The organism is Janthinobacterium sp. EB271-G4-3-2 (assembly GCF_020858035.1).
Taxonomy (GTDB): Bacteria; Pseudomonadota; Gammaproteobacteria; order Burkholderiales; family Burkholderiaceae_D; genus Janthinobacterium; species Janthinobacterium aestuarii.
Window position 1 is genome coordinate 23,117 of sequence record NZ_JACYMG010000010.1, and the last position, 24,660, is coordinate 47,776.

General features: G+C 65.1%; 19 protein-coding genes. 13 read left to right on the forward strand and 6 right to left on the reverse strand.

Annotation, left to right across the window (positions count from 1 at the left end; translation table 11 throughout):
• Positions 1 to 90 precede the first annotated feature (90 nt).
• The 6 genes from IGS55_RS19935 to IGS55_RS19960 all read left to right on the forward strand — a co-directional run bounded on the left by IGS55_RS19935 (position 91) and on the right by IGS55_RS19960 (position 7,419).
• Positions 91 to 1,083 carry a sugar ABC transporter substrate-binding protein gene (locus tag IGS55_RS19935; RefSeq protein WP_230519133.1) on the forward strand — a complete coding sequence of 331 codons (993 nt, stop codon included), beginning with the start codon at positions 91 to 93 and terminating at the stop codon, positions 1,081 to 1,083.
• A gap of 96 nt (positions 1,084 to 1,179) precedes the next feature.
• Positions 1,180 to 2,139, forward strand: coding sequence for an ABC transporter permease (locus tag IGS55_RS19940; RefSeq protein ID WP_230519132.1), 960 nt, complete (start codon positions 1,180 to 1,182; stop codon positions 2,137 to 2,139).
• A complete protein-coding gene (locus tag IGS55_RS19945; protein ID WP_219327758.1) occupies positions 2,139 to 2,936 on the forward strand; it encodes an ATP-binding cassette domain-containing protein in 798 nt (265 codons plus the stop codon). The genes IGS55_RS19940 and IGS55_RS19945 overlap by 1 nt, the downstream gene beginning before the upstream one ends.
• The gene (locus IGS55_RS19950) at positions 2,929 to 3,384 is read left to right on the forward strand and encodes an RbsD/FucU family protein (RefSeq protein ID WP_230519131.1); all 456 of its coding nucleotides are present in this window, start codon (positions 2,929 to 2,931) and stop codon (positions 3,382 to 3,384) included. Before IGS55_RS19945 ends, IGS55_RS19950 begins: the two co-directional genes overlap by 8 nt.
• A 44-nt stretch (positions 3,385 to 3,428) precedes the next feature.
• Entirely contained in the window at positions 3,429 to 6,068 is a 2,640-nt protein-coding gene (locus IGS55_RS19955; protein WP_230519130.1) for a glycoside hydrolase family 32 protein, read from the forward strand.
• Between the two features lie 103 nt (positions 6,069 to 6,171).
• Entirely contained in the window at positions 6,172 to 7,419 is a 1,248-nt protein-coding gene (locus IGS55_RS19960; RefSeq protein ID WP_230519129.1) for an ROK family transcriptional regulator, read from the forward strand.
• Between the two features lie 29 nt (positions 7,420 to 7,448).
• Here the strand turns inward: IGS55_RS19960 and IGS55_RS19965 are convergent, their stop codons facing one another.
• Genes IGS55_RS19965 through IGS55_RS19975 form a run of 3 tightly spaced genes read right to left on the reverse strand, consistent with a single transcriptional unit; the run spans position 7,449 to position 9,799 of the window.
• Positions 7,449 to 7,973, reverse strand: coding sequence for a GNAT family N-acetyltransferase (locus tag IGS55_RS19965; protein ID WP_230519128.1), 525 nt, complete (start codon positions 7,971 to 7,973; stop codon positions 7,449 to 7,451).
• A complete protein-coding gene (locus IGS55_RS19970) occupies positions 7,970 to 8,488 on the reverse strand; it encodes a GNAT family N-acetyltransferase (RefSeq protein WP_230519127.1) in 519 nt (172 codons plus the stop codon). The genes IGS55_RS19965 and IGS55_RS19970 overlap by 4 nt, the downstream gene beginning before the upstream one ends.
• A 36-nt stretch (positions 8,489 to 8,524) precedes the next feature.
• Positions 8,525 to 9,799 (reverse strand): amidohydrolase family protein, encoded by a 1,275-nt coding sequence (locus tag IGS55_RS19975; RefSeq protein ID WP_230519126.1) that lies wholly within the window; start codon positions 9,797 to 9,799, stop codon positions 8,525 to 8,527.
• Positions 9,800 to 10,181: 382 nt separating this feature from the next.
• Here IGS55_RS19975 and IGS55_RS19980 point away from each other — a divergent pair, with 382 nt between their 5' ends.
• The 4 genes from IGS55_RS19980 (at position 10,182) to IGS55_RS19995 (ending at position 16,977) form a co-directional block, all read left to right on the forward strand.
• Positions 10,182 to 11,027, forward strand: a complete 846-nt coding sequence (locus tag IGS55_RS19980) for a phasin family protein (protein WP_230519125.1) — start codon at positions 10,182 to 10,184, stop codon at positions 11,025 to 11,027.
• Between the two features lie 165 nt (positions 11,028 to 11,192).
• Positions 11,193 to 12,944 (forward strand): ABC transporter ATP-binding protein, encoded by a 1,752-nt coding sequence (locus IGS55_RS19985; RefSeq protein WP_230519124.1) that lies wholly within the window; start codon positions 11,193 to 11,195, stop codon positions 12,942 to 12,944.
• Positions 12,934 to 14,745 carry an ABC transporter ATP-binding protein gene (locus IGS55_RS19990; RefSeq protein ID WP_230519123.1) on the forward strand — a complete coding sequence of 604 codons (1,812 nt, stop codon included), beginning with the start codon at positions 12,934 to 12,936 and terminating at the stop codon, positions 14,743 to 14,745. The genes IGS55_RS19985 and IGS55_RS19990 overlap by 11 nt, the downstream gene beginning before the upstream one ends.
• A 183-nt stretch (positions 14,746 to 14,928) precedes the next feature.
• Entirely contained in the window at positions 14,929 to 16,977 is a 2,049-nt protein-coding gene (locus IGS55_RS19995) for a sensor domain-containing diguanylate cyclase (protein ID WP_329958169.1), read from the forward strand.
• A gap of 30 nt (positions 16,978 to 17,007) precedes the next feature.
• Here IGS55_RS19995 and IGS55_RS20000 read toward each other — a convergent pair whose 3' ends face one another.
• Both IGS55_RS20000 and IGS55_RS20005 read right to left on the reverse strand, forming a co-directional pair.
• The gene (locus IGS55_RS20000; protein WP_034747273.1) at positions 17,008 to 17,340 is read right to left on the reverse strand and encodes a hypothetical protein; all 333 of its coding nucleotides are present in this window, start codon (positions 17,338 to 17,340) and stop codon (positions 17,008 to 17,010) included.
• 137 nt (positions 17,341 to 17,477) lie between these two features.
• A complete protein-coding gene (locus IGS55_RS20005; RefSeq protein ID WP_230519122.1) occupies positions 17,478 to 18,749 on the reverse strand; it encodes a cytochrome-c peroxidase in 1,272 nt (423 codons plus the stop codon).
• Between the two features lie 164 nt (positions 18,750 to 18,913).
• On the opposite strand from IGS55_RS20005, the gene acpA reads away from it, so the two are divergent.
• On the forward strand, positions 18,914 to 21,034 hold the full coding sequence (gene acpA / locus IGS55_RS20010; RefSeq protein WP_230519121.1) for an acid phosphatase: 2,121 nt from the start codon (positions 18,914 to 18,916) through the stop codon (positions 21,032 to 21,034).
• 57 nt (positions 21,035 to 21,091) lie between these two features.
• Here acpA and IGS55_RS20015 read toward each other — a convergent pair whose 3' ends face one another.
• Complete coding sequence (locus tag IGS55_RS20015; RefSeq protein ID WP_230537267.1) at positions 21,092 to 21,967, reverse strand: hypothetical protein; 876 nt, start codon at positions 21,965 to 21,967, stop codon at positions 21,092 to 21,094.
• Positions 21,968 to 22,147: 180 nt separating this feature from the next.
• On the opposite strand from IGS55_RS20015, the gene IGS55_RS20020 reads away from it, so the two are divergent.
• Positions 22,148 to 23,032 (forward strand): hypothetical protein, encoded by an 885-nt coding sequence (locus IGS55_RS20020; RefSeq protein WP_230519119.1) that lies wholly within the window; start codon positions 22,148 to 22,150, stop codon positions 23,030 to 23,032.
• Positions 23,029 to 24,531 (forward strand): hypothetical protein, encoded by a 1,503-nt coding sequence (locus IGS55_RS20025; RefSeq protein WP_139091093.1) that lies wholly within the window; start codon positions 23,029 to 23,031, stop codon positions 24,529 to 24,531. Before IGS55_RS20020 ends, IGS55_RS20025 begins: the two co-directional genes overlap by 4 nt.
• The last annotated feature ends 129 nt before the right edge of the window (positions 24,532 to 24,660 follow it).

Below are 24,660 nucleotides of genomic sequence, written 5' to 3' on the forward strand. Positions count from 1 at the left end.
ATATTTGGCTCGGGCACCGCATTGACGGCCGCCCCCAGGCCGAGGCAATCGCCTCCCGGTAAAAAATAAATAGATTCTGGAGACAACACAATGAACGTCAAACAATGCATCGCACTGGCTGTCCTGACGGCAGCCGGCGGCGCCGCCATGGCCGAGGAACCGATCGTCGGCCTGATCACCAAGACCGATACCAACCCCTTCTTCGTGAAGATGAAAGAAGGCGCGCAGCAACGCGCAAAACTGAAGGGTGCCAAGCTGTTGACGGCGGCAGGACGCGCCGACGGCGACAACGCCGGCCAGGTGACGGCGATTGAAAACATGGTGGCCGCCGGTGCCAAGGCGATCATGATCACGCCGAGCGATTCGAAAGCCATCGTGCCGGCCATCAAGAAGGCGCGCGCGGCCGGCGTGCTGGTGATCGCCCTCGACAGCCCGACCGAGCCGCAGGACGCCACCGATGCGCTGTTCGCCACCGACAACTACAAGGCCGGCTTGCTGATCGGCCAATACGCGAAGGCCGCCTTCGCCGGCAAGCCCGTCAAGATCGCCATGCTGGACTTGTTCCCCGGCCATCCGGTGGGGATCGCCCGCCACAACGGTTTCCTGGCCGGCTTTGGCGCGCCGGGCATCAGCGCCAAGACGGTCGGGCCGGCGAAAACCGCCGACGTGGTGTGCATGGCCGACAGCTTCGGCGACCAGGGCAAGGGCCAGACGGCGATGGAAAACTGCCTGCAGAAAAATCCCGACATCACTCTCGTGTACACCATCAACGAACCTGCCGCCGCCGGCGCCTACAAGGCGCTCAAGGCCGTGGGCAAGGAAAAGAACGTGATGATCGTCTCGGTCGACGGCGGCTGCGCCGGCGTGCGCGACGTCAAGGCCGGCGTCATCGCGGCGACCGCGCAGCAGTATCCGCTGAACATGGCGGGCCTGGGCGTCGAAGCGGGCGTCGAGTACGCCAAGAACGGGAAGAAGGCCAGCGGCTACGTCGACACCGGCGTCACCCTGATCAGCGACAAGCAGCAAGCAGGCATCGAGAGCCGCGACACGGCGTTCGGCCTGAACTCCTGCTGGGGTAAATAAATCCACGCAGGCGGCCGCGTTCGGCAAGGCTGCGTGCCTTGCCGGCGCGCGGCCGCCGGCGCGTCGCCTTTTTCCCCTCTTGAATATGGATAACAGATGCGTTCCACCGTCCCGACATTTCTGCCGCCGCTCTCCAAACTGGGGCCGGTCATTGCCCTGCTCGCCGCCTGCGTGTTCTTCGCGTCGCAGAGCGACCGCTTCCTCAGCAGCCAGAATTTTTCCCTGATCTTGCAGCAAGTCATGGTCGTCGGCATCATCGCCATCGGCCAGACCCTGATCATCCTGACCGCCGGCATCGACCTGTCCTGCGGCATGGCCATGGCGCTGGGTTCGGTCATCATGACCAAGTTCGCCGTCGACCTCGGCATGAATCCCTATCTCGCGATCGGGTGCGGCATCGCCGTCACCGTGCTGATCGGCTTCATCAACGGCGCGCTGGTGACCTCGATCAAGCTGCCGGCGTTTATCGTCACGCTGGGCACGATGAACATTGCCTTCGCCGTCACGCAGCTGTACTCGCAGGCCCAGACCGTCACCGGCCTGCCGGAAGCCATGGGATTTTTCGGCAACACCTTCCAGCTCGGCCAGGCCACCTTTACCTACGGCACCGTACTGATGCTGGGCATGTACGTGCTGACCTGGCTGTACCTGCGCGAGACCGCGCCCGGCCGCCACCTGTACGCCGTCGGCAACAATCCGGAGGCGGCGCGCCTGACCGGCATCGCCACGAATAAAGTTCTGCTGGGCGTCTACATGATCGCCGGGATGTGCTACGGCATCGCCGCGCTGATGTCGGTGGCGCGCATGGGCGTGGGCGACCCGCAGGGCGGCCAGACCGACAACCTCGACAGCATCACCGCCGTCGTGCTCGGCGGCACCAGCCTGTTCGGCGGACGTGGCTCGATCATGGGCACGCTCGTCGGCGTGCTGATCGTTGGCGTGTTCCGCAATGGCCTGACCTTGATGGGCGTGTCCTCGGTGTACCAGATCCTGGTGACGGGCATCCTGGTCATCCTGGCCGTGGCCACCGATCAACTGACACACAAGAAAGGTTGATGAGCATGACGACACATGTGCAACCGGTATTCCAGGCCCGCGGCCTGGTCAAGCGCTACGGCAGCGTGACCGCGCTCGACGGCACCGATTTTGATTTGTTGCCGGGCGAAATACTCGCCGTGATCGGCGACAACGGCGCCGGCAAGTCCTCGCTGATCAAGGCCCTGTCGGGCGCCCTCGTCCCGGACGAAGGCGAGATGCTGCTCGACGGCAAGCCGATCCATCTGAAGTCGCCGATCGACGCCCGCCGCTACGGCATCGAGACGGTGTACCAGGACCTGGCCGTGGCGCCGGCCATGACGATCGCCGAGAACCTGTTCCTCGGCCGCGAACTGCTGCGCAAGGGCATGTTGTCGCGCTTCCTGCGCTGCATCGACAAGAAGCAGATGCTGGCCGAGGCGGAAGCCCATATGCGCGATCTGAAAATCGGCATCCGTTCGATGAAGCAAGCCGTCGGCACCCTGTCTGGCGGCCAGCGCCAGGGTGTGGCCGTGGCGCGCAGCACGGCGTTTGCCAGGCATGTCGTGATTCTCGATGAACCAACCGCCGCACTCGGCGTAAAGGAGGGCAATATGGTACTGGAACTGATACGCAATGTGCGCGAGCGCGGCCTGCCGGTGATTTTGATCAGCCACAACATGCCGCACGTGTTCGAAATCGCTGACCGCATCCACGTGCAACGCCTGGGCAAGCGCGTCGCCGTCCTCAACCCGAAGCACATCAGCATGTCCGACACTGTGGCGGTCATGACGGGTGCGAAGAGCGCCGAAGAATTTCCGGAGGAAGCCCATGCTTAAGGGAATCGATCCACTGCTCAGCCCGGAATTGCTGAAGATCCTGTGCGAAATGGGCCATGGCGAAGAAATCGTGCTGGTCGACGCCAACTTCACCAGCCAGACTTTGGGCCAGGGCAAGCCGCTGGTGCGCCTGCCCGGCATCGACCTGCAGCGCGCCAGCGCGGCGCTGCTGTCGGTGTTTCCGCTCGACGCCATGGTCGACCAGCCGGTCGCCTTCATGAAGGTATGCAACACCGCCGACGGCTACCTGTCGGCGCTGCAGCGCGCCATGCTCGAGCAGATCGCCGCCACCGGCGCCGCCACGCCCGAGCAATGCGAGGCGGTCGAGCGCTTCGCCTTCTACGAACGCGTCAAGGGCGCCTACGCCATCGTGCAGACCGGCGAAATGCAGCCGTACGCCAATTTCCTGTTCAAGAAGGGTGTGATCAGCGATCCGCTGGCGGGCTGAGGAACGTGCGGCTGGCATAAAACATACAAGATAAAGGAGACACCATGTCGTATCACCTTCCGTATCACCTCCCTATTCTCGCCTCTTGCCTTGCCACCCTGCTGGTGGGCTGCGGCAGCGATAGCGACAGCACCAGCGGACCGCCCCAGTCCAGCTACCTGGAAACCTACCGCCCCCAGCTCTCGTATACAGCCGCCAAGAACTGGCTGAACGATCCCAACGGACTGGTCTACCACGACGGCGAATACCACCTGTTCTACCAGTACAACCCGAACGGCAATACCTGGGGCGACATGTCCTGGGGCCACGCCGTCAGCACCGACCTGCTGCACTGGAACGAGCTGCCCGTCGCCCTGACGGCGGAAAAAGACGCTGGCGGCAAGCTCACTCAAATGTTCTTCTCCGGCAGCGTGGTGGTGGACACCAACAATACCAGCGGCCTTGGCAGCGCCGGCAATCCTGCCATGGTGGCCATCTACACCAGTGTGTATCCGCAAGGAAAAACGCTGGCCAACGGCCAGGTGCTCGCCCCCAACACCCAGTCCCAGTCCATCGCCTACAGCCTGGACAGGGGACGCACCTGGACCCAGTACGCCGCGAACCCGGTGATTGCCGCGCCACCGGCGCCGTTTGAAACCGAAGGGCAAAATTTCCGCGATCCAAAAGTCTTCTGGTATGCACCGGAGCAAAAATGGGTCATGGTTGCCGTGGCCTCGGAGAAGCACCAGGCGCTGCTGTTCTCGTCCAAAAACCTGCGCGACTGGACCTACATGAGCGCCTTTGGCCCGGCCAACGCGGTCGGTGGCATCTGGGAATGTCCCGACCTGTTCGAACTGCCCGTCGATGGCGACGCCAGCAAACGCAAATGGGTGATGAACATCAACATCAACCCCGGCTCGGTGGCCGGTGGTTCCGGGGCGCATTATTTTGTGGGGAAATTCGACGGCACGCGCTTTGTGGCCGACGCCAACAGCGTGATCGACAAGAAGCCCCCCACGGGCACCGTCTACCAGGACTTTGAAGCGGCCAGCTTCGATGCCACGGGCTGGACATCGACGGGCGACTTTGCAGGCAAGACGCCCGTGGTCCCCTCGCATGGCGTGGCCGACAACCAGGGCAGCGAGCTGCTCGACACCTACCGGCTGGGCAAGGATGACGGCGCCACGGGCACGCTCACCTCGCCAGCCTTTACCGTCACCAGCAAGTACATCAATCTGATGGTCGGCGGCGGGCGCCATCCACGCCTGGCCGGTGCGGGCGACGGCACGGTGCCTGCGGGAACCTTGCTGTTCCCGGGCGCCGGTTTTGAAGGCCCGGCCAATGCCACCTACGCCGACCTGGGCTGGACGCCCGCCGGCGACCTGGTGGGGCAAAAGGTTGCCGCCGGAACCGACGCCGACAGGCAAGCGGCAGCCGGCAAGCTGGGCGCGGGTGTGTTCAATTCCTTCTTCGGTGCCGGCGACACGCCCAAGGGCAGTCTGACGTCGCCCACCTTCACCATCTCGAGGGCCTATATCAACTTCCTCGTCGGGGGCGGCAACCATCCCTATGACAGCCCCAATCCTGTGGCGGTGGTGCTCAAGGTCAACGGCAAGGTGGTGCGCAGCGCCACCGGGGCGGACTCCGAACTGAACTGGACAAACTGGGACGTGCGCGAGTTCGCCGGACAGCAGGCCCAGATCGTCATCATCGACGACAACGACGGGGCCTGGGGACACATTCTTGCCGACGTGTTCGAGGCATCGGACCAACCTGCCAAGCCCGTCAGCGATGAAACGACGGTCAGCCTGCTGGTCAACGGCCAGGTGGTGAAGAGCGCGACCGGCGCCAATGCCGAAACCCTGAACTGGCGCAGCTGGAACGTGGACGCCTACCGGGGCAAGAGCGCGCAGATCCAGGTGGTGGACAAAAACACGGGCGGCTGGGGCCATATCCTGGTCGACCATATCGTCTTTTCGGACACCGCCAAAGAAGAAGCCAACTGGCTCGACTACGGCGCCGACTTCTATGCCGCCGTGACCTGGAACGGCATACCCGATGGCAAGCGCATCGGCCTGGGCTGGATGAGCAACTGGGACTACGCTGGCAACACGCCCACCACGCCATGGCGCAGCGCGCAGACCTTCGCCCGGGAATTCACGCTGCGCACCATAGCCGGCCAGGTGCGGCTGGTGCAGCAGCCGGTGGACAACTTCAGCACACTGCGCAGCAAAGCGCTGTACAGCGCCCAGGACCGTTCCGTGGCCGCCGGCGTGCAAGCACTAGCTATCGCCCCCGCCCCGGGCCAGGCCCTGGACATCGTGGCCAGGTTCCAGCCGGGCAGTGCCACCGGTTTTGGCCTGAAGGTGCGCACCGGCACGAATGGCGAAGAAACCGTCATCGGCTATGACGCGGTGGCCGGCGAGGTCTACATCGACCGCAGCAAATCGGGCGACGCCAGTTTCAACGCCAGCTTTGCCGCCCGCCATACCGCCCCGCTGCCCCTGCGCACCGGCACGGTGGATCTGCGCATCGTGGTCGATACCTCGTCGGTAATGGTATTTGCGGGCAACGAGGTGGTGTTGACCGACCAGATCTTCCCGCAACCGTCCAGCAACGGTGTCGCGCTGTTCGCCGTGGGCGGCGCGGCAACACTGAAAGAGCTGACCATCTGGCCTTTGAAGTCGATCTGGGCCAAGCGCTAAAGCTGCACGGGAGCTCCAGCCATCTGGAGCTTCACTGGCGGGGCGTCGGATATGTAATAAAATGTCCTTCTTTTACGCCTGTAGAAATCGGACCCGCCCCGCCATGTCAGACAGCTTTACCGAAGAGGCGTCCGCGCCGCAAGCAGCCATCGACGATGTGCCATGGCTGCAGCCGCGCGGCTCGAACCAGATGGGCATGAGCCAGTTCAACGAGCGGGTGGTGCTGCAGGCCGTGCGCTTGCACGGCAGCATGCCGAAGGCCGACCTGGCCCGGCTGACCAACCTGAGCACGCAAACGGTTTCCCTGATCATCAACCGCCTGCTGGGCGACGGCCTGGTCAGCAAGCGCGCGCCCGTGCGCGGCAAGGTCGGCCAGCCGTCGGTGCCCATCATGCTCAATCCGGACGGCGCCTTCTCGATCGGCATCAAGATCGGCCGGCGCAGCCTCGACGTGTTGCTGGTCGATTTCGTCGGCAAGACGCGCGAGCGCCTGTCGTTTCCCTATCCCTTTCCCGTCCCCGACACCGTATTCGGCCAGATCGAGTCGGCGCTCAAAAGCATGGCCGTGCTGCTGGGACCGAAGTTGCTGCCGCGCCTGTGCGGCGTCGGCATCGCCGCGCCGCTGGGCTTGGGCGGCTGGCAGAATCTGCTCGAGATGGCGCCGGAGCAGGCCAACGCGTGGGACGGCATCGACATCGGCCAGCGCGTGCAGGCAATGACGGCCTTGCCGGTCGAGTTCGCCAAGGACACGGCCGCCGCCTGCGTCGCCGAGCTGGTGCTCGGGCGCGGGCGCAGCATCAAGAACTTCCTGTACATCTTCGTCGACATCTTCATCGGCGGCGGCCTGGTCATCAACAGCCATTTGCACAGCGGCCTGCACGGCAACGCCGGCGCGGTGGGCTCCTTGCCGCTCGGCATGGCCACGGCCGGCGCCAGGAATCCGCCGGGCCAGCTGCTGGGCGACGCTTCCCTGTTCAACCTCGAGCAGTTGTACACCCTGGCCGGGCTGGACCCGACCGCCGCCCACGACGGGCGCGCGCTGCAGGAACCGTTCGTCACGCACACCGTGGCCTGGCTCGACGACGCGGCGCAGGCCATCGCGCTGAGCATCACCAGCGCCACCTGCCTGCTCGACCTGGAGGGGGTGATTATCGACGGCTCCTTCGACCGCGGCCTGCTCGAGCAGTTGCTGGTCCAGGTCGAGCGCGCGCTGGAATGCTATAGCTGGGAGGGCATCGCCCGGCCGCAGGTGCTCGGCGGCACCGTCGGCTCCGACGCGCGCGCCGTTGGCGGCGCCTTCCTGCCGCTGTACGCGCATTTCGCGCCGGACCGCGACCTGTTCCTCAAGTAAAGGTTCTGTCGCGTTGTTTTGTATAGAGATTAAGAAAAACTCTTGCGATAGATATTGATGTCCTTGCCGACGATGGGCTGGCGCGAAAAGCGTTCGAAGCGCAAACCGAGCTTATTGATCAAGTTGACCGAAGGCTGGTTCTGCGGCGACACGAGGCCATACACAGCCGGCAGGCACAGCACGTCGCGCGCATGGCGCACCACGCTCGATGCAGCCTCCCAGGCCAGGCCCTGGCCGCAATACGCGGGCAGCAGCGCGTAGCCGATATCGGGGCCCGGCATGGTGGCGCGCTTGATCAGACCGCACATGCCGATCGCCACGTTGTCAGCGCGGTGCTCGACGATATAGAAAGAGTAGCCGAGTTCCTGCTGCTGCGCGATCGGGCCCGTTTCCAGCGCCGCGCGCGCCGCGTCCACGGTATGGATCTGACGGTCGCCGATGGTCGCCAGCCAGGTCGGTTCGTTCACCAGCCCGAGGAAAAACGCCGCGTCATCGACGCTGGCGGTACGCAGGCGCAGGCGCGGCGTCTCGATCACGGTGACGGCGCCGCTCATGCCGGCCACTGCATCGGATCGGTCAGCAGCTGGTACATCACGTAGGCGTCGACATAGCCGAGCTGCGCGTGGCGGTAGGCCAGCGGCAAGGTGGCGACCACCGTGAAGCCCAGTTTTTTCCACAAGGTGACGGCGGCCAGGTTGGTGCTGACGACGAAATTGAACTGCATCGCCAGGTAGCCCGCGCGGCGCGCTTCTTCCATGCAGTGCACGCCCAGCAGGCGGCCCACGCCGACGCCCTGCGCGGCCGGGTCGACCATGAACGAGGCATTGGCCACGTGCGATCCATGGCCAGGCTGGTTCGCCACCAGCTTGTACATGCCCAGCAGGCGCTCCGTGCCCATGGTGGCGACAAAGCTTTGCACGCCGGGGCCGAACCAGTAGGCGTGGCACGCTTCGCGCGTCGTATCGGCGGGGAAGGGATAAGTGTCGCCGCCGGCCACCAGGGTCTGGAAGATCGGCCACATGGCGTCGAAATCGGCTTCGCCGGCCGGGCGGATATCAATTTCTTTCAAGTCGGTGCTCCCGATAACAAGTGATGGCTGATTGTATCAGCGGCCCAGGCGGAAGTTCACGCTGTCAGGACGCCCCGGCAAGTGCAGGCGCGATTGCGCGCGCGGCGCTTCGCTGACGATTTTCCCGCGCCGCAGCACCAGGCGCCGCGCCGCGCGCAGGCGCAGCGCTTCCACGGTACTGCCGCAATCGAGGATCAGCAAGTCCGCATGGCAGCCGGGCGCGATGCCGTAGCCATCGAGGCCCAGGATGCGCGCCGGCGTTTCCGTCACGGCCAGGAAGCAGTCGTGCATCGCTTGCTGGCCCGTCATCTGCGCCACGTGCAGCCCCATGTGCGCCACTTCCAGCATGTCGCCCGAACCGAGGCTGTACCACGGGTCCATCACGCAGTCGTGGCCAAAGGCGACGGGGATGCCGGCGGCCAGCATCTCGGGCACGCGCGTCATGCCGCGCCGCTTCGGATACGTATCGTGGCGCGCCTGCAAGGTGATGTTGATGAGGGGATTGGCGATGGCCGCCACGCCCGCCTCGCGGATCAGGGGCAGCAGTTTGCTCACATAATAATTGTCCATCGAATGCATGGACGTCAGGTGCGAGCCCGTCACCCTGCCCTGCATGCCAAGGCGCTGGCTGTGGAAGGCCAGGGTTTCGATGTGGCGCGACAGCGGGTCATCCGATTCGTCGCAATGCATGTCCACCATCAGACCCCGCTCGCAGGCAAATTCGCACAGCAGGCGCACGGATTCCGCGCCGTCCGCCATGGTGCGCTCGAAATGCGGGATGCCGCCCACCACGTCGACGCCCATGGCGATCGCGCGCTTCAGATTGTCGAAGGCGTCGGGACTGCGCAGGATGCCGTCCTGCGGGAAGGCCACCAGCTGCAAATCGAGATACGGCGCCACTTGCCGCTTGACGTCGAGCAGCGCTTCGACGGCCAGCAGGCGCGGGTCGCAGATATCGACGTGCGAGCGGATGGCCAGCAAGCCGCGCGCCACGGCCCAGTCGCAGTACTGCAGGGCGCGGTCCACCAATGCCTGCTGCGTCAATTGCGGCTTCAGCTCGCCCCACAGGGCGATGCCTTCGAGCAGGGTGCCGGACGCGTTCACGCGCGGCAAGCCATAGCTGAGCGTGGCGTCCATGTGGAAGTGGGCGTCGACGAACGGCGGCGTGACGAGGTCGCCCTCGGCGTCGATCTCTTGCGCGCCCGTCACGGGCAAGGCGGGGCCGACGGCGGCGATACGGCCGCCCTCGATGGCGATATCGATGGCGCGGCGCCCGTCGGGCAGGCTGGCATTGCGGATGACAAGGTCCATGCGGACACTCCTTCGGTTGACTACGGTACCTGGCGCTTCAAGCAGCTTGGCATCTTGGCTTTCTCAAGGATGCTGCGGTGCACGAATATCGTTACTGGCAAAAGCGTAGCCATAGATTCCCTGACAACGCTTTGCGCACGCGCAAACTTGTGACAAATGCTGCCAGACGCATGAATACAAGCATGCGCGGGGCAGACGCCCTTGAGAAAATAGCTTTCAACTAACTCGAATCACCGCTAGAATATTCATATTGCGTTGCATCATAAAAAGTCTATGATCAGCTGTTTAGCACGCTACCCACTTTACAAAACGCGGCCAACTCTGGTTTTCGGGATTTTGCAGAGCGTTTTGCCAGCATTTTAATCCGTACAAAGGAGTAAATATGTTTCCGCTTCCTGAACAATTTTCCAGCGCCGCCAAGTCGCAACTGGAAAGCCAGCTGCAAATCTTCAGCACCCTCACCAGCAAAGTCTTTGAAAGCGCCGAGAAAATCATCGCCCTGAACCTGAACGCCGGCAAGGCCGCCATCTCGCAAACGGCGGAGACGGCGCAGCAGCTACTGGTAACGCAGGACCCGCGCGACTTCTTCAGCTACAGCGCCAGCCAGGCGCAACCGAACATCGAGAGCGTGCTGGCCTACAGCCGCCAGCTGTTCGGCATCGCTTCGAGCACCCAGGCGGAATTGCTGGCCACAGCCAAGGCCCGCCTCGACGAAGCCGCGCCTGTCGCCGCACCCGCTCCTGCCGCAGCCAAGCCTGCGCTGGCAGCTGTACCTGCGCCTGCCGCTGTGCCTGCACCAGCGCCAGCAGCGGCACCTGCGCCCGTTGCCGCCAAGCCTGCCGAAGTAGCCAAGCCTGCCGCCGCGCCGGCAGCCAAACCAGAAGCAGCGCCTGCCAAGGTTGCCGAGAAGGCCGCCGACAAGCCAGCCGTGAAAGCGGTGGAAGCCAAACCGGCAGCCAAGCCGGCAGCGGCCAAACCCGCACCAGCATCTACACCAGCACCAGCGAAAGCCGCCGCGCCGGCACCGGCCAAGCCTGCCGCAAAACCATTTCCTTCGAGCAAACCGGCCGCCAAACCGGCCAGCGCCGCCGGCAAGACCGTGGCCAAGGCCGCCGTGAAGCACACCCCTGCGCCAGCGGCCAAGGCGGCAGCCAAGGCAGCGCCCAAGGGCACGCCATCGAAACAGCTCGACATGCTGGGCGGCGGCAAAGGCAGCGGCCGCAAGTAAGCCGCGCGCACGGCACTGACGCAGCAAAACAACGGGCTACGGCCCGTTTTTTGCGTGCCCGTCCACAGCGCGCTTTTCCGCCTTGTTGTATCCTACGCGTACTTTCCGTCCGCGTGCCCGTCCTTCCGCCCCGCGACACCCCATTACTCAAAACAAAAGGTAACCATGAGTTTATCGAGGCTCATCGCCGGCTTCGTGCGTCAGCATTGGCCGGCGTATGCCGCCGCCGCCGTCATGCTGACAGGCGTGGCAACACTGACCGTCTGGATCCCGCGCCGCGTGGGCGCCATCATCGACGCGCTGGCCGCCCACCGCATGACGGCCGCCGAACTGTGGCTTGAACTGCTGACTCTGCTCGCCGTCGGCGTCGTCATCTACTTCCTGCGCGTGGGCTGGCGCATCACCCTGTTCAAGGCCGCCTACCAGCTGGGCGTGATGCTGCGCACGCGCTTCTACACGCGCATGTCGCAGCAGGGCGCGTCGTTCTACCAGAACCAGCGCACGGGCGACCTGATGGCGCTGGCGACGAACGATATCGACGCCATCGAAATGGCCGCCGGCGAAGCCATGCTGGCCGGTTTCGACGGCACCTTGACCTTGCTGATGGTGCTCGGCATCATGCTGCTGGGCGTGGACTGGCGCCTGGCCTGCATCGCCCTGTTGCCCTTCCCCCTGATGGGACTGGCCTTCTGGCGCATTTCAAGCCATATCCATACGGCGTCGACGGATTCGCTGCAACGCTTTTCCGCGCTGAACGACCACGTGCAAGAGTCCTTGTCGGGCGTGCGCACCTTGCGCGCGCTGGGCCTGGAAGAGCGCAGCAGCAAGCAGTTCTCCACCCTGGCCGGCCACGCGGCCAACGCCAGCCTGACGGCGCAGCGCTGGGAAGCGGCGTACGAACCGGCCGTCGGCCTGACCCTGACGGCCGCCACGGCGCTGACCCTGGGCCTGGGCGGCTACCTCGTGTGGCAAGACCAGCTGACCATCGGCGCGCTGACGAGCTTTTCCATGTACCTGGGCCAGCTGATCTGGCCCATGTTCGCCGCCGGCTGGGTGCTGTCATTGATCGAGCGGGGCCGCGCCGCCTGGCAGCGCTTGCAGCCGATGCTCGACGCGCCGCTGGCCATCGACGACCATGGCAGCATCGCCACCCTGACGCCCGGCCCCCTGCAATTGCAGGACGTCGGCTTTGCCTACGCGGGCCAGACGGCGCCGGCCCTGTCCGGCATCTCGCTGCGCTTGCAGCCGGGCCAGACCCTGGGCCTGGTCGGTCCCACGGGCAGCGGCAAGTCGACCCTGCTGCGCGTGCTGCTGCGCCAGGTGACGCCGCAATCAGGTCAAGCCACGTGGAACGGCCAGGCGCTCGACGCCTACACCCTGCACGCGCTGCGCGCTGCCATCAGCTGGGTGCCGCAAGAGTCGTTCCTGTTCTCCGCCACCATCGCCGACAATATCGCCCTCGCCCGTCCCGGCGCCACGCGCGGGGAAGTGGAACGGGCGGCGCAGCTGGCCGACATCCATGCCGACATCCTGCAGTTCCCGGACGGTTATCAAACGCATGTGGGCGAAAAAGGCATCACCCTGTCCGGCGGCCAGCGCCAGCGCGTGGCGATTGCCCGGGCTCTCCTGGCCGACAACGGCTTGCTGCTCTTGGATGATGCGCTGTCGGCCGTCGACACGGGCACGGAAACGCGCATCCTGCAGCACCTGGAAGAACTGCGCGCGCGCCGCCCCGAACGCAGCGCCATCATCGCCAGCCACCGCCTGAGCGCCGTCGTCAACGCGGACCTGATCCTGGTGCTGCGCGACGGCCACGTCACGGAAACGGGCAACCACGACGCGCTGATGCAGCGCGACGGCTGGTATGCCAGCCAGTGGCGCTATCAACAACTGGAGGCCAGCCTCGATGCCATCTAATAAGACCGACCAAGCCGCCAGCGCCACGCCATCCGTGCGCCGCCAGGCCGCGCAAGCGATCGGCCTGCTGCGCCGCGCCGCCGCGCCGGACCTGCGCCATTTGTATTGGGCCACGTTCTGGCTGATCCTCGCCGCCGCCCTCGAAGTGACGGGACCGATCCTGGGCAAGGCCCTGATCGACCAGCACCTGCTGCCGCGCCACCTCGACTGGACGCGCATGTCATTGCTGCTGGGCGGCTGCCTGCTGACGGGCTGGGTCGCGTCCGGCCTGCGCTATCTGCAGCTGGTGCGCCTGTCCGGCCTGGCCATGCGCTCGGTGCAGCGCCTGCGCGAAACCGTCTACCAGCACGTGCTGCGCCTGCCCATGGCCTTCTTCGACCGCGCCATCACGGGCCAATTGGTCAGCCGCGTCACCAACGACACGGAAGCCGTGAAATCGCTGTACGTGCAGGTGCTGTTCGTCATCCTCGACAGCTCCATCGTTTTGGTCGGCACCATGGCCGCCATGGCTTTCCTCGACTGGCGCTTGATGCTGATCGTGCTGGCCCTGCTGCCGGCCGTGCTGCTCATCGTCTTCCTGTACCAGCGCTGGAGCGCGCCGGCCGTCACGCGCGCGCGCGCCCTGCGCAGCGAGATCAATGGCCAGATCGCCGAATCGATCGGCGGCATGAGCGTGCTGCAGGCGAATAACGCGGAAAAGCGCTTCGGCGCGCGCTTCACGGGCATCAACCAGGACCACTACACGGCGCGCATGCAGGAATTGCGCGCCAACGCCTGGCTGCTGCGCCCCGCGCTCGACATGCTCAACATCGTGCTGCTGGCCGTCGTCATCTTCAGCTTCGGCCGGCGCGAGATGGGCGCCGTGGAAGTGGGCGTGCTGTATGCGTTCATCAGCTACATCGCGCGCGTGATCGAGCCGCTGATCCAGATCACCATGCAGTTCAGCCAGCTGCAGCAGTCGGTGGTGGCCACGGCGCGCGTCTCGGCCCTGCTCGACGAAGCGCAAGCGCTCGAGCACGCGCAGGGACGGGAAACTCCGGCCCTGCGGCAAGCGCAAGCGGGCAGCGAACTGCCCGCCGTCGACATCAGGAACCTGACCTTCGCCTACGTGGAAAACCAGCCCGTGCTGCACGAGCTGTCGCTGACGATACCGCAAGGCGCTTTCTTCGGCATCGTCGGCCACACGGGCAGCGGCAAGTCGACCCTGCTGTCCCTGCTGCTGCGCTTTTATCCCGTCACGCAGGGCAGCATCGCCATCAACGGCGTGGCCCTCGACAGCATCGACAACGAGCACTTCCGCGCCGACGTGGGCCTGGTGCCGCAAGACCCGTTCCTGCTGGCCGCCTCGGCGCGCGAAAACATCGACATGGGCCGCGGCTACACGCAGCGGCAGATCGAGACGGCCGCGCGCGCCGCGCATGCGCACGACTTCATCGCCGCGCTGGAACACGGCTATGACACGCCGCTGGGCGAAGGCGGTTCGCGCCTGTCGTCGGGGCAGAAGCAGCTGATCGCCATTGCCCGCGCGCTGGCCGGCCAGCCGCGCATTTTGCTGCTCGACGAAGCGACGTCACGCATCGATAGCCAGACGGAGCAGATCGTGCAGCTGGCCCTCAACGAGTTGCGCGGCAAGGTCACCATCATCGCCATCGCCCACCGCCTGTCGACCATCCGCGAGGCCGACCGTATCGTCGTGCTCAATCACGGCCGCATCACGGAAGCGGGGCCGCACGACGCCCTGATGCAGATCGAAGGCGGCCTGTACCAGCGCCTGTACCTGCTGCAGCAGCTGGCGCAGTAGTAGCGCCTTGTCAATGCCGGCCGTGTGCACTTTCGCAAATTTCTGCGTCCCGCATGATCTTTCTTGATTGCAACAGAATATAATCTGTTACAGACAGGTGGTCATTGCGGGAGCGGGACGTTGGCAGGCAGACAGAGACGGGCATCATGGCGAAAGGCGCATTGGCTGCTGGTATTGGCCTGCTTGCTGCCGCCTGCCGCGCACGCCCAGGTCGGCAACCTCGAGCAGTATCTTGCCGCCGTGCGCGACGATGGCCGCTTCGTGCCCGCGCGCGCCCTGCAGCGCCTGCAAGAGGTGGAAACGCAGGCGCGCAGCGCTCCCCTGCCCATCCGCGCGGAATTCCTTACCCAACTGAGCAACGCCCGCATGCGCCTGGGGCAGAACGACATCGCCATGCAGCTGGCCGAGGAGCTGATCGCCTACGCCCGCCAGAACAAGAGCGACGTGGCGCTGGCGAAGGGCATGCTCAACAAGGCCTACATCACGTTTGCCCGGAACGAGCGCCGCGCCTCGCACCTGCTGGCCTTTGAAGCGGAAAAGATCGCCAACCGCACGGACGACTTGACCGTGCGCGCGCAGGCCACCATCAGCGCAGGGCAATCGTGGGCAGAGGAAGGCAATTTCCCGTTTGCGCTGGCCAAGCTGCAGGCGGCCGTCGACCTGGCGCGCCAGAGCAAATCCCCGTCCAGCCTGGCCGCCGCCCTGAATGCCCTCACCCTGCTGTACACGCAGATGCGCGAATACGACAAGGGTTTCGAGGTGCTCGATGAATTGCTGGCCGTGTCAGGCACCCTGGCGTCGCCGGGCCGCATGGCGCAGGCGAAAAATACGGAATACGGACTGGCGCTCGACGCGCAGCAGCCGCGGCGGGGCCAGCGCGCCCTGCTGGCGGCCCTGGCGCTGGAACGCCAGCTGGGCGCGCGCGGCATGGTCGCCGTCACCCTCGTCAATCTGTCGGACAGCTACCTGAAGGAAGACGACTACGGGCAAACCTTGCGCTACGCGAATGAAGCCATCACGGCGGCGCGCCTCGTCAACGATGAACAGGTGGAAGCGACGGCAAGGCTCAATATCGGCCAGGCGCTGATCGGCCAGGGACGGTTGCAGGAAGGCAAGCAAAGCGTGGCCACTGGCCTGGCCTACTACGAACGCACGGCCAACCAGCCGGAAATGCAGGCCGTGCTGCTGGAATACGGCATGGCGCTGGAAAAGGCGGGCGACCTGCGCGGCGCCGTCACCGCGTATCACCGCGAGCGCGGCATTTCCAACCAGTTGTTCGAAAAGCAGCGCCAAAAGGCCGTGTATGAGCTGCAAGAAAAGTATGCGGCGGAAAAGAAACAGCGCCAGATCGAGCTGCTGAGCAGGGAGAATCAGCTGAAGAGCACGGAAATCGACAACCGCCGCCTGCAGCAGCGCGTGTGGTGGCTGCTGGCGCTGGTACTGGCCATGGCGTCCGCCATCGTCGGCTTGCTGTACCGCAAGGTGCGCCACGCGAACGTGCAGCTGAAGGTGAAAAACCAGGAACTCAAGCGCCAGAGTTCGCGCGACCCGCTGACGGCCCTGTACAACCGCCGCCATTTCCAGGAATTCATGCGCAGCCATGCGGGCAAGCCGCAGCCATCCTATGCCGGCGGCGATGTCGTGGGCGCGCTGTTCCTGCTCGACGTCGACCATTTCAAGCACATCAACGACGGCTACGGCCATGCGGCGGGCGACCTCGTGCTGACGACGATCGCCGAAACCTTGCACGACGTGTTGCGCGAAACGGACATGATCGTGCGCTGGGGCGGCGAGGAATTCCTCGCCTTCCTGCCGGCCGTCGCCCGCGACGGGCTCGACGACATCGCGCGGCGCATCCTCAACGGCATGGCGGCGCAAAGCATCCATTACCAAGGGCAGACCATCCAGGTGCACGTGTCCGTCGGCTTTGCGCCCTATCCGCTGGCGCCGATGGGACGGCCGCTCACGTGGGAACGCAGCGTCAACCTGATCGACATGGCGCTGTACCTGGCCAAGGCGCACGGGCGCAACCGGGCGTATGGCTTGCGCGGTTTTCGGCAGGTGGAAAGAACGACACTGGAAGCGGTGGAGCAAGACCTGGAACGCGCGTGGCGCGACGGCTTTGTCGATTTGAGCGTGGTGCTGGGGGGAACAGACGGGATGGACAAGACAGGGACAGCCGTATCAGGCGGCCAGGCCAGCGAAGGCGTCGCCGCAGCCGCCATCACCTGACGGCAGCTGCGGGGCGTGCTGATGACGTGCTTACTTGTGCGCGGCGTCCTGCATCTTTTCGCCGGCTTTTTCCACTTTCTTGCCCACGGCATCGGCCGCTTCGCTCATTTTCTTGTCGGCGTCAGCGGCGACCTGGTCCATCTTGGCACCCGTATCGGCAGCGGCCTGGCTCACGGCGGCGTCAGCCTTGGTAGCGGCATCCTTGATGTCGGCTTCAGCCTTGGCAGCGGCCGCATCGATCTTCTGGCCAGCCTGTTCCGCAGGACCGGCGGCGGCGACATCATCCTTCTTCTGGCAGGCAGCCAGTGCCACAACCATCATGCCGGCGGCGCACACGGTCATCCAATTTTTGCTTGCTTTCATGGTATTCCCTTTCGTTGTTATCAAAAGACACAGATCAGTTCGCAATATACACCTGGCTAAAATTTTCTAGCGTGCGCTAACGCACATAAAAACAGGCTTTTGTGGCGTAGTTGTAAGCAATGGTATCTTGAGATCTTTTAGCCATGTTTTCCCTGCGCCGGATGGGCGGCCTGATAGCCATCCGTCAGGGTGTGCAGGAAGGCGATCACGTCGGCGATCTCCGCGTCGTTCAGGGCTGGCGCCTGCCCCGGCTGGCGGTCGAACGGCGCGTCCACGTTCACGTTCGACGCCAGGCCGGGCGGCAGGTCGTCGTATTTGCGCACCTTGCCGTTTTTATCCATCGGATACCATTTTTGCGGCGCCGTATCGCGCTGCACGTAAAAGCGCAGCACCTGTTCCAGGCTGTCAAAGCTGCCGTTGTGGAAAAATACCTTGCGCAAGGCGACGTTGCGCAGGGACGGCGTCTTGAAGCTGCCGCAGTACTCTTTATGTTCCATCAAGTCGGTGCGGTCCGGGCCGCACAAGCCCATGTCGAAGAACGCCGGGTCCGCATTGACGGGCAGCTTGCCATTGCGCGGCACGCCGATATTGATCAAGCCGTAATCGGTAAATTGGGGAAAGGCGCCGCCGGAAGTGATCTGGCTGATGTGGCAGGACGCGCAATTGCCCTTGCGCTCATCGTTGAACAAAGCCAGACCGCGCGCTTCCTGCGGGCTCAAAGCGGCCTGCTTGCGCAGCACGGCGTCGTACTTGCTCGTGTACGGATAGAAGTCCAACGGGCTTTCCTGGAACACTTCCAGCGACATCAGCGCCCAGCGCAGCGCCTGGCCCGGCTGCGCGAAGATATCCGCGCCATACGTCTGGCGGAACTGCGCCGCCAGGGGGCCGGCCTGCAATTTGGCGACGACGGCGGCCGCATCGCGGTTGCCCATTTCGCGTTTGGAGAGCAAGGGCGCCAGCGCCTGCTCGTGACCCGACTGGGCGCGGCCATCCCAATTGCGCCCGCCCGTGGGACCCGCGTCGACGCTGTCGTCGCCATCGTCGTCATGAAAATGTTCGGTGAAGGCGGGCGCCGTCTGCAGGTAGCGCAGCGAGGGCGCCGCGCGCGTGCCGGCATCCTGGAGCTCAGGGCCGCCCAGCTGCACCGCCAGCCCATTCGGCGGGCCATATGCATGCTCGGGACTGTGGCAGCTGGCGCATGACATCTTCCCCGAAACGGACAGGCTGGGCTCGAAAAACATGGCGCGACCCATGGCTGTCATTGCCGCCACCGAAGGCTGATGTTTCAGGCTGGGCGCATAGGCACCTGCCAGGTAGGCGGCGGGAGCGGACGCTTCTTTTTGCGGCGCGGGCTGGCAGGCGGACAGCGCGCAAATGGCAAGCAGCAAGGTGGAATTCGTTTTCATCATGGGCTGGCAGCGTAGCAATGGCATATGACATCTGCGTGACAAAACCCTGCAAAAGCTAATGTATCAAGTCCGTACATTACGTCATGTAACAGGCGCTGACATGTCACGCAGCTGACATATTGCCTGCCTAGCATGCGACGTTTTCCACCCAGAAGGCATGAAAAATGAAACCGCACTCCCGCCCCGTCTTACGCCCCCTGCCTATCCTGCTGTCGCTGGGTCTGGCCGCCTGCGGCAGCAACTATGCGATCACGCCCAACACCACGGGCCAGGTGATCGGCAGCTACTATGAAAACGCCCAGGTGTGCCTGGAAAGCGCCAGCGCCAAACTCACGTGCGACAGCGCCTCAAGCCCCGTGCGCACGGCCGCCGACGGCAGCTACACCTTGGACGGCCAGGGCGCCGTGCTGGTGACCGTCGGCACGGACGCGATCCGCCATGAAGTCATCGGCGACACAGGCACCAAGGTGACGCAAAAACTGCTGCTGCGCGCCCCCGCCGGCCACAGCGCCTTCGTCAGCGCCCTGTCGACGGAACTGGCGCAAGTCATGGATGGCAACGGCGGCGACTTTGCGTCCGCCAGCGGCAAGCTGGCCGCGCGCATCGGCGTGTCCGAAGCGGGCCTGGCGTCGGACTTCAACAAGGCCAGCGGCGACGAGCTGGCGAAACTGAAGGCGGAAAACGCCAGCGTGACGGCCTTGATCGCCAGCGCCAGCGCGCAGGCGGCGCCCGCCGATGCGCTGGCCGCCCTGAATAGCAGCTTGGCGCTGAACAATATTCAGACCATCGTCGTCATCTACGCGGAAAACCGCGGCTTCGACAATCTGTATGGCCTGTTCCCGGGCGCGAACGGCGTGCCGGGCGTCAATCCCACGTCGACTTCCGCCTACGTGCCGCAGAAAGACGTCGACGGCAGCACCCTGCCCGTGCTGCCACCCACCTGGGGCGGCATGACGGCGGCCGGCCAGAGCACCGTCATCACGCAGGCGCAATCGGCCAACCTGCCGAACAAGCCGTTCCAGATCGACGACGCCGGCAGCCCCCTGTACCTGCCGCAATCGGTGATCACGCGCGACCTGGTGCACCGCTTCTACAACAACCAGATGCAGATCAACGGCGGCGCCAACGACAAGTTCGCCGCGTATTCCGACGCGGGCGGCCTGTCGATGGGCTATTACGACGGCAGCAAGATGCAGCTGTGGGACATCGCCAAGCAATATGCGCTGGCCGACAACCTGTTCATCGGCGCCTTCGGCGGCTCCTTCCTCACGCACCAGTATCTGATCTGCGCGTGCGCGCCCACGTATCCGAACGCGGACACCTCGGTGGCCAAGGGGTCGATCGCCAAGATCGACGTCGACGCCAACGGCAACTTCGTGCGCCTGACGCCATCCGCCACGGCGCCAAGCACGGTCTTGAACGGCGCGCCCGCCTATGCCAACGACGGCGCGCTGACGCCGGCCGACAGCACGGGCATGTTCTACGCCGTCAATACCATGCAGCCGCCGTTCCAGCCGAGCAGCAACGCGCCCGCCTCGGGCGACAGCAGCAAGCTGTTTGCGGACACGGGCAAGGCCAATACGCTGCCGCCGCAAACGCAGACGAATATCGGCGACCTGCTCTCCAGCAAGAACATCGACTGGGCCTGGTATGCGGGCGCCTGGAAGGATACGACGGCCCTGGCCACGGCCAGCGCGCGCGCCGGCAGCTTCCCGAATCCGCCGAACTTCCAGTTCCACCACCAGCCGTTCAATTACTTTGCCAACATGGACCCCGTAAAGGCGCCCGCCTACCGCGCCGCCCACCTGCGCGACTTCGACAGCCAGTTCCTCAGCGACGCGGGCGCCGGCAAGCTGCCGCCCGTGACCTTCTACAAGCCGCAGGGCAATTTGAACCAGCATCCGGGCTACGCCAGCGTGGCCGACGGCGACGCGCACATCGCCAGCGTCATCGCCCAGCTGAAGAAAAGTCCGCAATGGAAAAACATGCTGGTCATCGTCACCTACGATGAAAACGGCGGCTTTTATGACCACGCCGCGCCGCCGAAGGGCGACCGCTGGGGTCCGGGCACGCGCGTGCCGGCCATCCTCGTCTCGCCGTACGTGAAAAAGGGCTTGGTCGACCATACGCAATACGATTCGGCCTCCATCCTGCGCGCCATCACGCACCGCTTCGCCCTGCCCGTGCTTGACGGCTTGAGCACCCGCGACAAGGCGCTGGTGGCCAATGGCGGCAAGCCCATGGGCGACTTCAGCGCCGCGCTGGCGCTGGTACCGCAAGAGTAAGGCTGAGTAAAATTCGCCCGCCCGGTTTGACCGCGGCGGGGGTGTTGCCTGCAGGGGTTACTGGCCGGGGGGCGCATCGAGCAGCGAGCGTTCGAGCAATTGCGACAGCGCCGTGCGCAGCGCCTGCGTGCGCGCCGCCAGTTCCGGCCGCTTGTAGCGTTCGGCGGCGATCAGGCTGTTTTCCAGGCAGACGCGGTCGCCCTTGGCCAGGCAGGCGTCGGCCAGGTCGAGCTGGGCGCTCGCTTGCGCCACTTTCACCTTGGCGTCGAGTTCCAGGGTGTCGGGATCGTCGCCCCAGCGCTTCACGTAGATGGCCAGGCGCGTGGCGGCCAGCTCCGGCTTACCCGCATCGAGCGCCTGATTGACGCTGTCCTGCAGCGCCGTCCACGCCTGCGCCCGCTGCTGTTGTTTGTCGCACGCGGCGGCGGACTTGGTGATGCTCGCCTGCAGGCGCTTGATGTGGGCGGCGGGGGCCTTGGCGCTTTTCAGCACGGCCAGCGCGCTGCGCGCCCCATCGAGGTCGCACTGCGCCGCCAGCGCAGTGGCGGCCTCGACCTGTTCCGCCACGCTGGCCGGCTTGTCGGCGGGCTTGTTGTAAAACCAGATACCGGTCAGCACCACCGCCGCCGCGATCCACGTGCGCAAGCGCACGGGCGGGCGCGGCGGCGGCACCGAACCCTTGCTGGCAGGCTTGGCGGGCGGCGCCTTGGCCGGCGCGGCAGGCGCTGGCGCGACGGGCTGGGGAGCGGGAGCGGGAGCAGGCTGCGGCGCGGGCTGCGGCATGGGAGTGGGCGGAGCGACGGGCACCGGCGGCGCCACCGCTTTCTCCAGAACAGGCGCTTGCGCCACCTGGCGCGCGCCGCAAAACGGGCAGTGCGCCACGCGCAGCGGCAAGGTTTGGCCGCAAGCGGCGTTGATGCAAACGTCATTCACTGTTTCAAGCACATTCCAACCTTTTCCTGGAGTCATTCCACTGCGTTCTGCCGCAATATTACCTTACGCAAGCATCACAACGGCGCACCCGCACCGTGTTCCACGGCCTTGATACCGATCAAAAAGCATCCTCCGCCGCGGCCTAAGCTGGAAGCACCGGCCAAGGACAAGGAGAACGCCATGCCAGCCCACCTGATCATCGAAGACGGCCAGCCCTGGTGGGACAGCGCCGATATCTGGGTCGTGCCGGGCACTGATCCGAATGGCCCGCCGGGCGCGCCCATCGCCGGCACCAGCAATTACCTGTGGGGCCGCGTGCACAACACGGGCAACAGCGCCTCGAACGGCGTGCGCGTGGATTTTTACTGGGCCGATCCTTCCGGCCAGATCGCCGTCGGCGCCGCCACGCAGGTCGGCTCCGCCTTTGCCGACTTGCCGCCCGGCGCCACGCAGGAAGTGCTGTGCCTGGTGCCGTGGATCCCCGTCATCGTCAATGGCGGCCACGAATGCCTGCTGGCCGTGGCCCATGGCCCTGGCGACGTCAATCCGCTGCCAGATCCCCTGCCCAACGGCTTTCCCTTCCAGCCCAAGCAGCACGAGCAGATCGCCCAGCGCAATGTCACCGTGGTGCTGGCGGCAAGGCGCGCGCAATTGCTGAGCATCGCGGTGGCGGCCCTGCCCCGCGCGACGAAAGAAGTGGAACTGCAGATTGAATATGGCGGCGAACTGCCCGAGCGCCTGCTGGCCACCCTGGGGCTGGAACGATGGCAGCCGGCCAGAGACGCACGCCTGGTAGCGGGCCTGGTGCGCACGCCCCATTGCAATGGCGATGCGCCCGGTGAGCAAAAGCTGGTGCTGGAAGTGCCGCGCGGCCAGGCGCAGGCCGTGTACCTGAGCGTGCGCGCCGAAGCCTTGCCGCCACGCCAGTATGCGCTGCTGCGCGTGCTGGAAACGCGCGACGGCAAGGTCATGGGCGGCGTTACGTATGTCGTCACCGATCTCGAGAACGAGCAAGCTCAAGAGCCCGCGCAAGAACAGCACAGCCCCGAGGAGCAAGCATCATGAGCGATACCCCCCTGCAGGTGCTGACGCGGCCGTTCGCGATCGAGCCCGTCACCAATATCATGCTGCCAGATGGCATCTTCGACAATGCCATCTATGGCTTGCGCATCGCCGCCCACGTCACCAATATGTCCGGCAGCGCCCTGACGAATGTCACGGTGTACCTGGAAAGCGTGGGCGATCCCGGCATCGTGCCCGTGGCGCGCACCTTTTTCTTTGCCAGCATTCCCGCCGGCGCGGCCATGCTGGTCATGTGGGATGCCGACTTCCAGCATGCGACGCCCGGCAAGCGCCTGGTCAGCTTCGTCGCCAAGGCGGACGGCCACACGCCGCACCGCTCGATCCAGCAAATCTTCGTGTCGCAGACGCGCTTCGACAGCGCCACCAACACCTACACGTGCACGGTCGAGGAAGGCACGCTGGAACTGTCCAAACCGCAAGGCCACCTGCCGGGCAAGCGCTGGGGCAGCACAGGCACGGATGGGAAGGAGTGCCGCTGCCCGCCCGGCCTGGGGCCCATCGTGCCGACCGGCATGACCCTCGTCTGGACGCCGAACCCCGCTTATGCGGGCACGCACGGAGACTTGCCGTTTTCCGACCCGTGGTGGAAAGTGCTCGCCATCATCATTGCCATCATCGCCGCATTGGTGGCCATCATTGCCGCCGCGCTCGGTTCAGGCAAGGCCAGCTTCAGCGTGGGCGGCACGTTCGAGGAAACCGATCCCAGCGTCGATTGCTGCTCGCTCGAAGGGGCCGGCTCGGGCCAGCCCGAATTCACGGTGGCGGGCGTGGCCTCGGCCATCGCCTCGGGCGCCATCGCCGTCGCCTGCTCCGATATCGCGGATCCGTTCTGGCGTGGCCAGGAAGCAACACCACCGGCCGCCGGCGAGCTGACCCTGGCCGAGCGCGTGGTGGCGAAATGGGTGTTGCCGGAAGCGCCGAACGCTGGCCTGCCCTACACGGCCGACATCAGCTGGGAATATCAGCGTTTCACCACGGGCGCCACCTACCAGCATGCCGTCACCGAAACGCAAGTCAACATCCACGTGGCGGGGCCTGTGGAAACGGATACGCCCGCCGTCGTGCAGGCCTACGAACCGTTGTGGATACGCGCCAGCTTCAAGCGCGACAATGGCAATGTGTTCCGCGGCACGGAACTGTATGCCTTCGTGCTGTTCCAGGCGCCGCAAGGCCTGTATTTCGTCGAATCGCTGACCGACGACGGCCTGGGCTTCGACCCGGGCGCCAACGATGGCGTTTACGCAGGCAGCCTGGACTTGAAGCGCGCTTACCGCACCCTGCTGCAATATGATCAAAAGGTCTACGGCACCTGGAGAGTCTTCGTCTTCGCCCAGGACGTCAACCTGACCAAGCCCGGCACGCCGCCCGAAATCGCCGCCCAGCACATCGGCGGCATGTTCGTCGCCAGCGCCATCGAAATCACCTTCGACGACACCCTGCCCTGCCCGCTCAAGGCGCAGGCGAATATCGTCGTGGTGTAGTGATAAGCGAGGTCAGGCGTAGGTCGCGTAGGTCGGATTAGCGGGGCAAAGCCCCGCGTAATCCGACAATATTGTTGGCTCCCGTATGCACACCAGGAGCGACTGAGAAAATGCTCAGGGCTAGGCGCG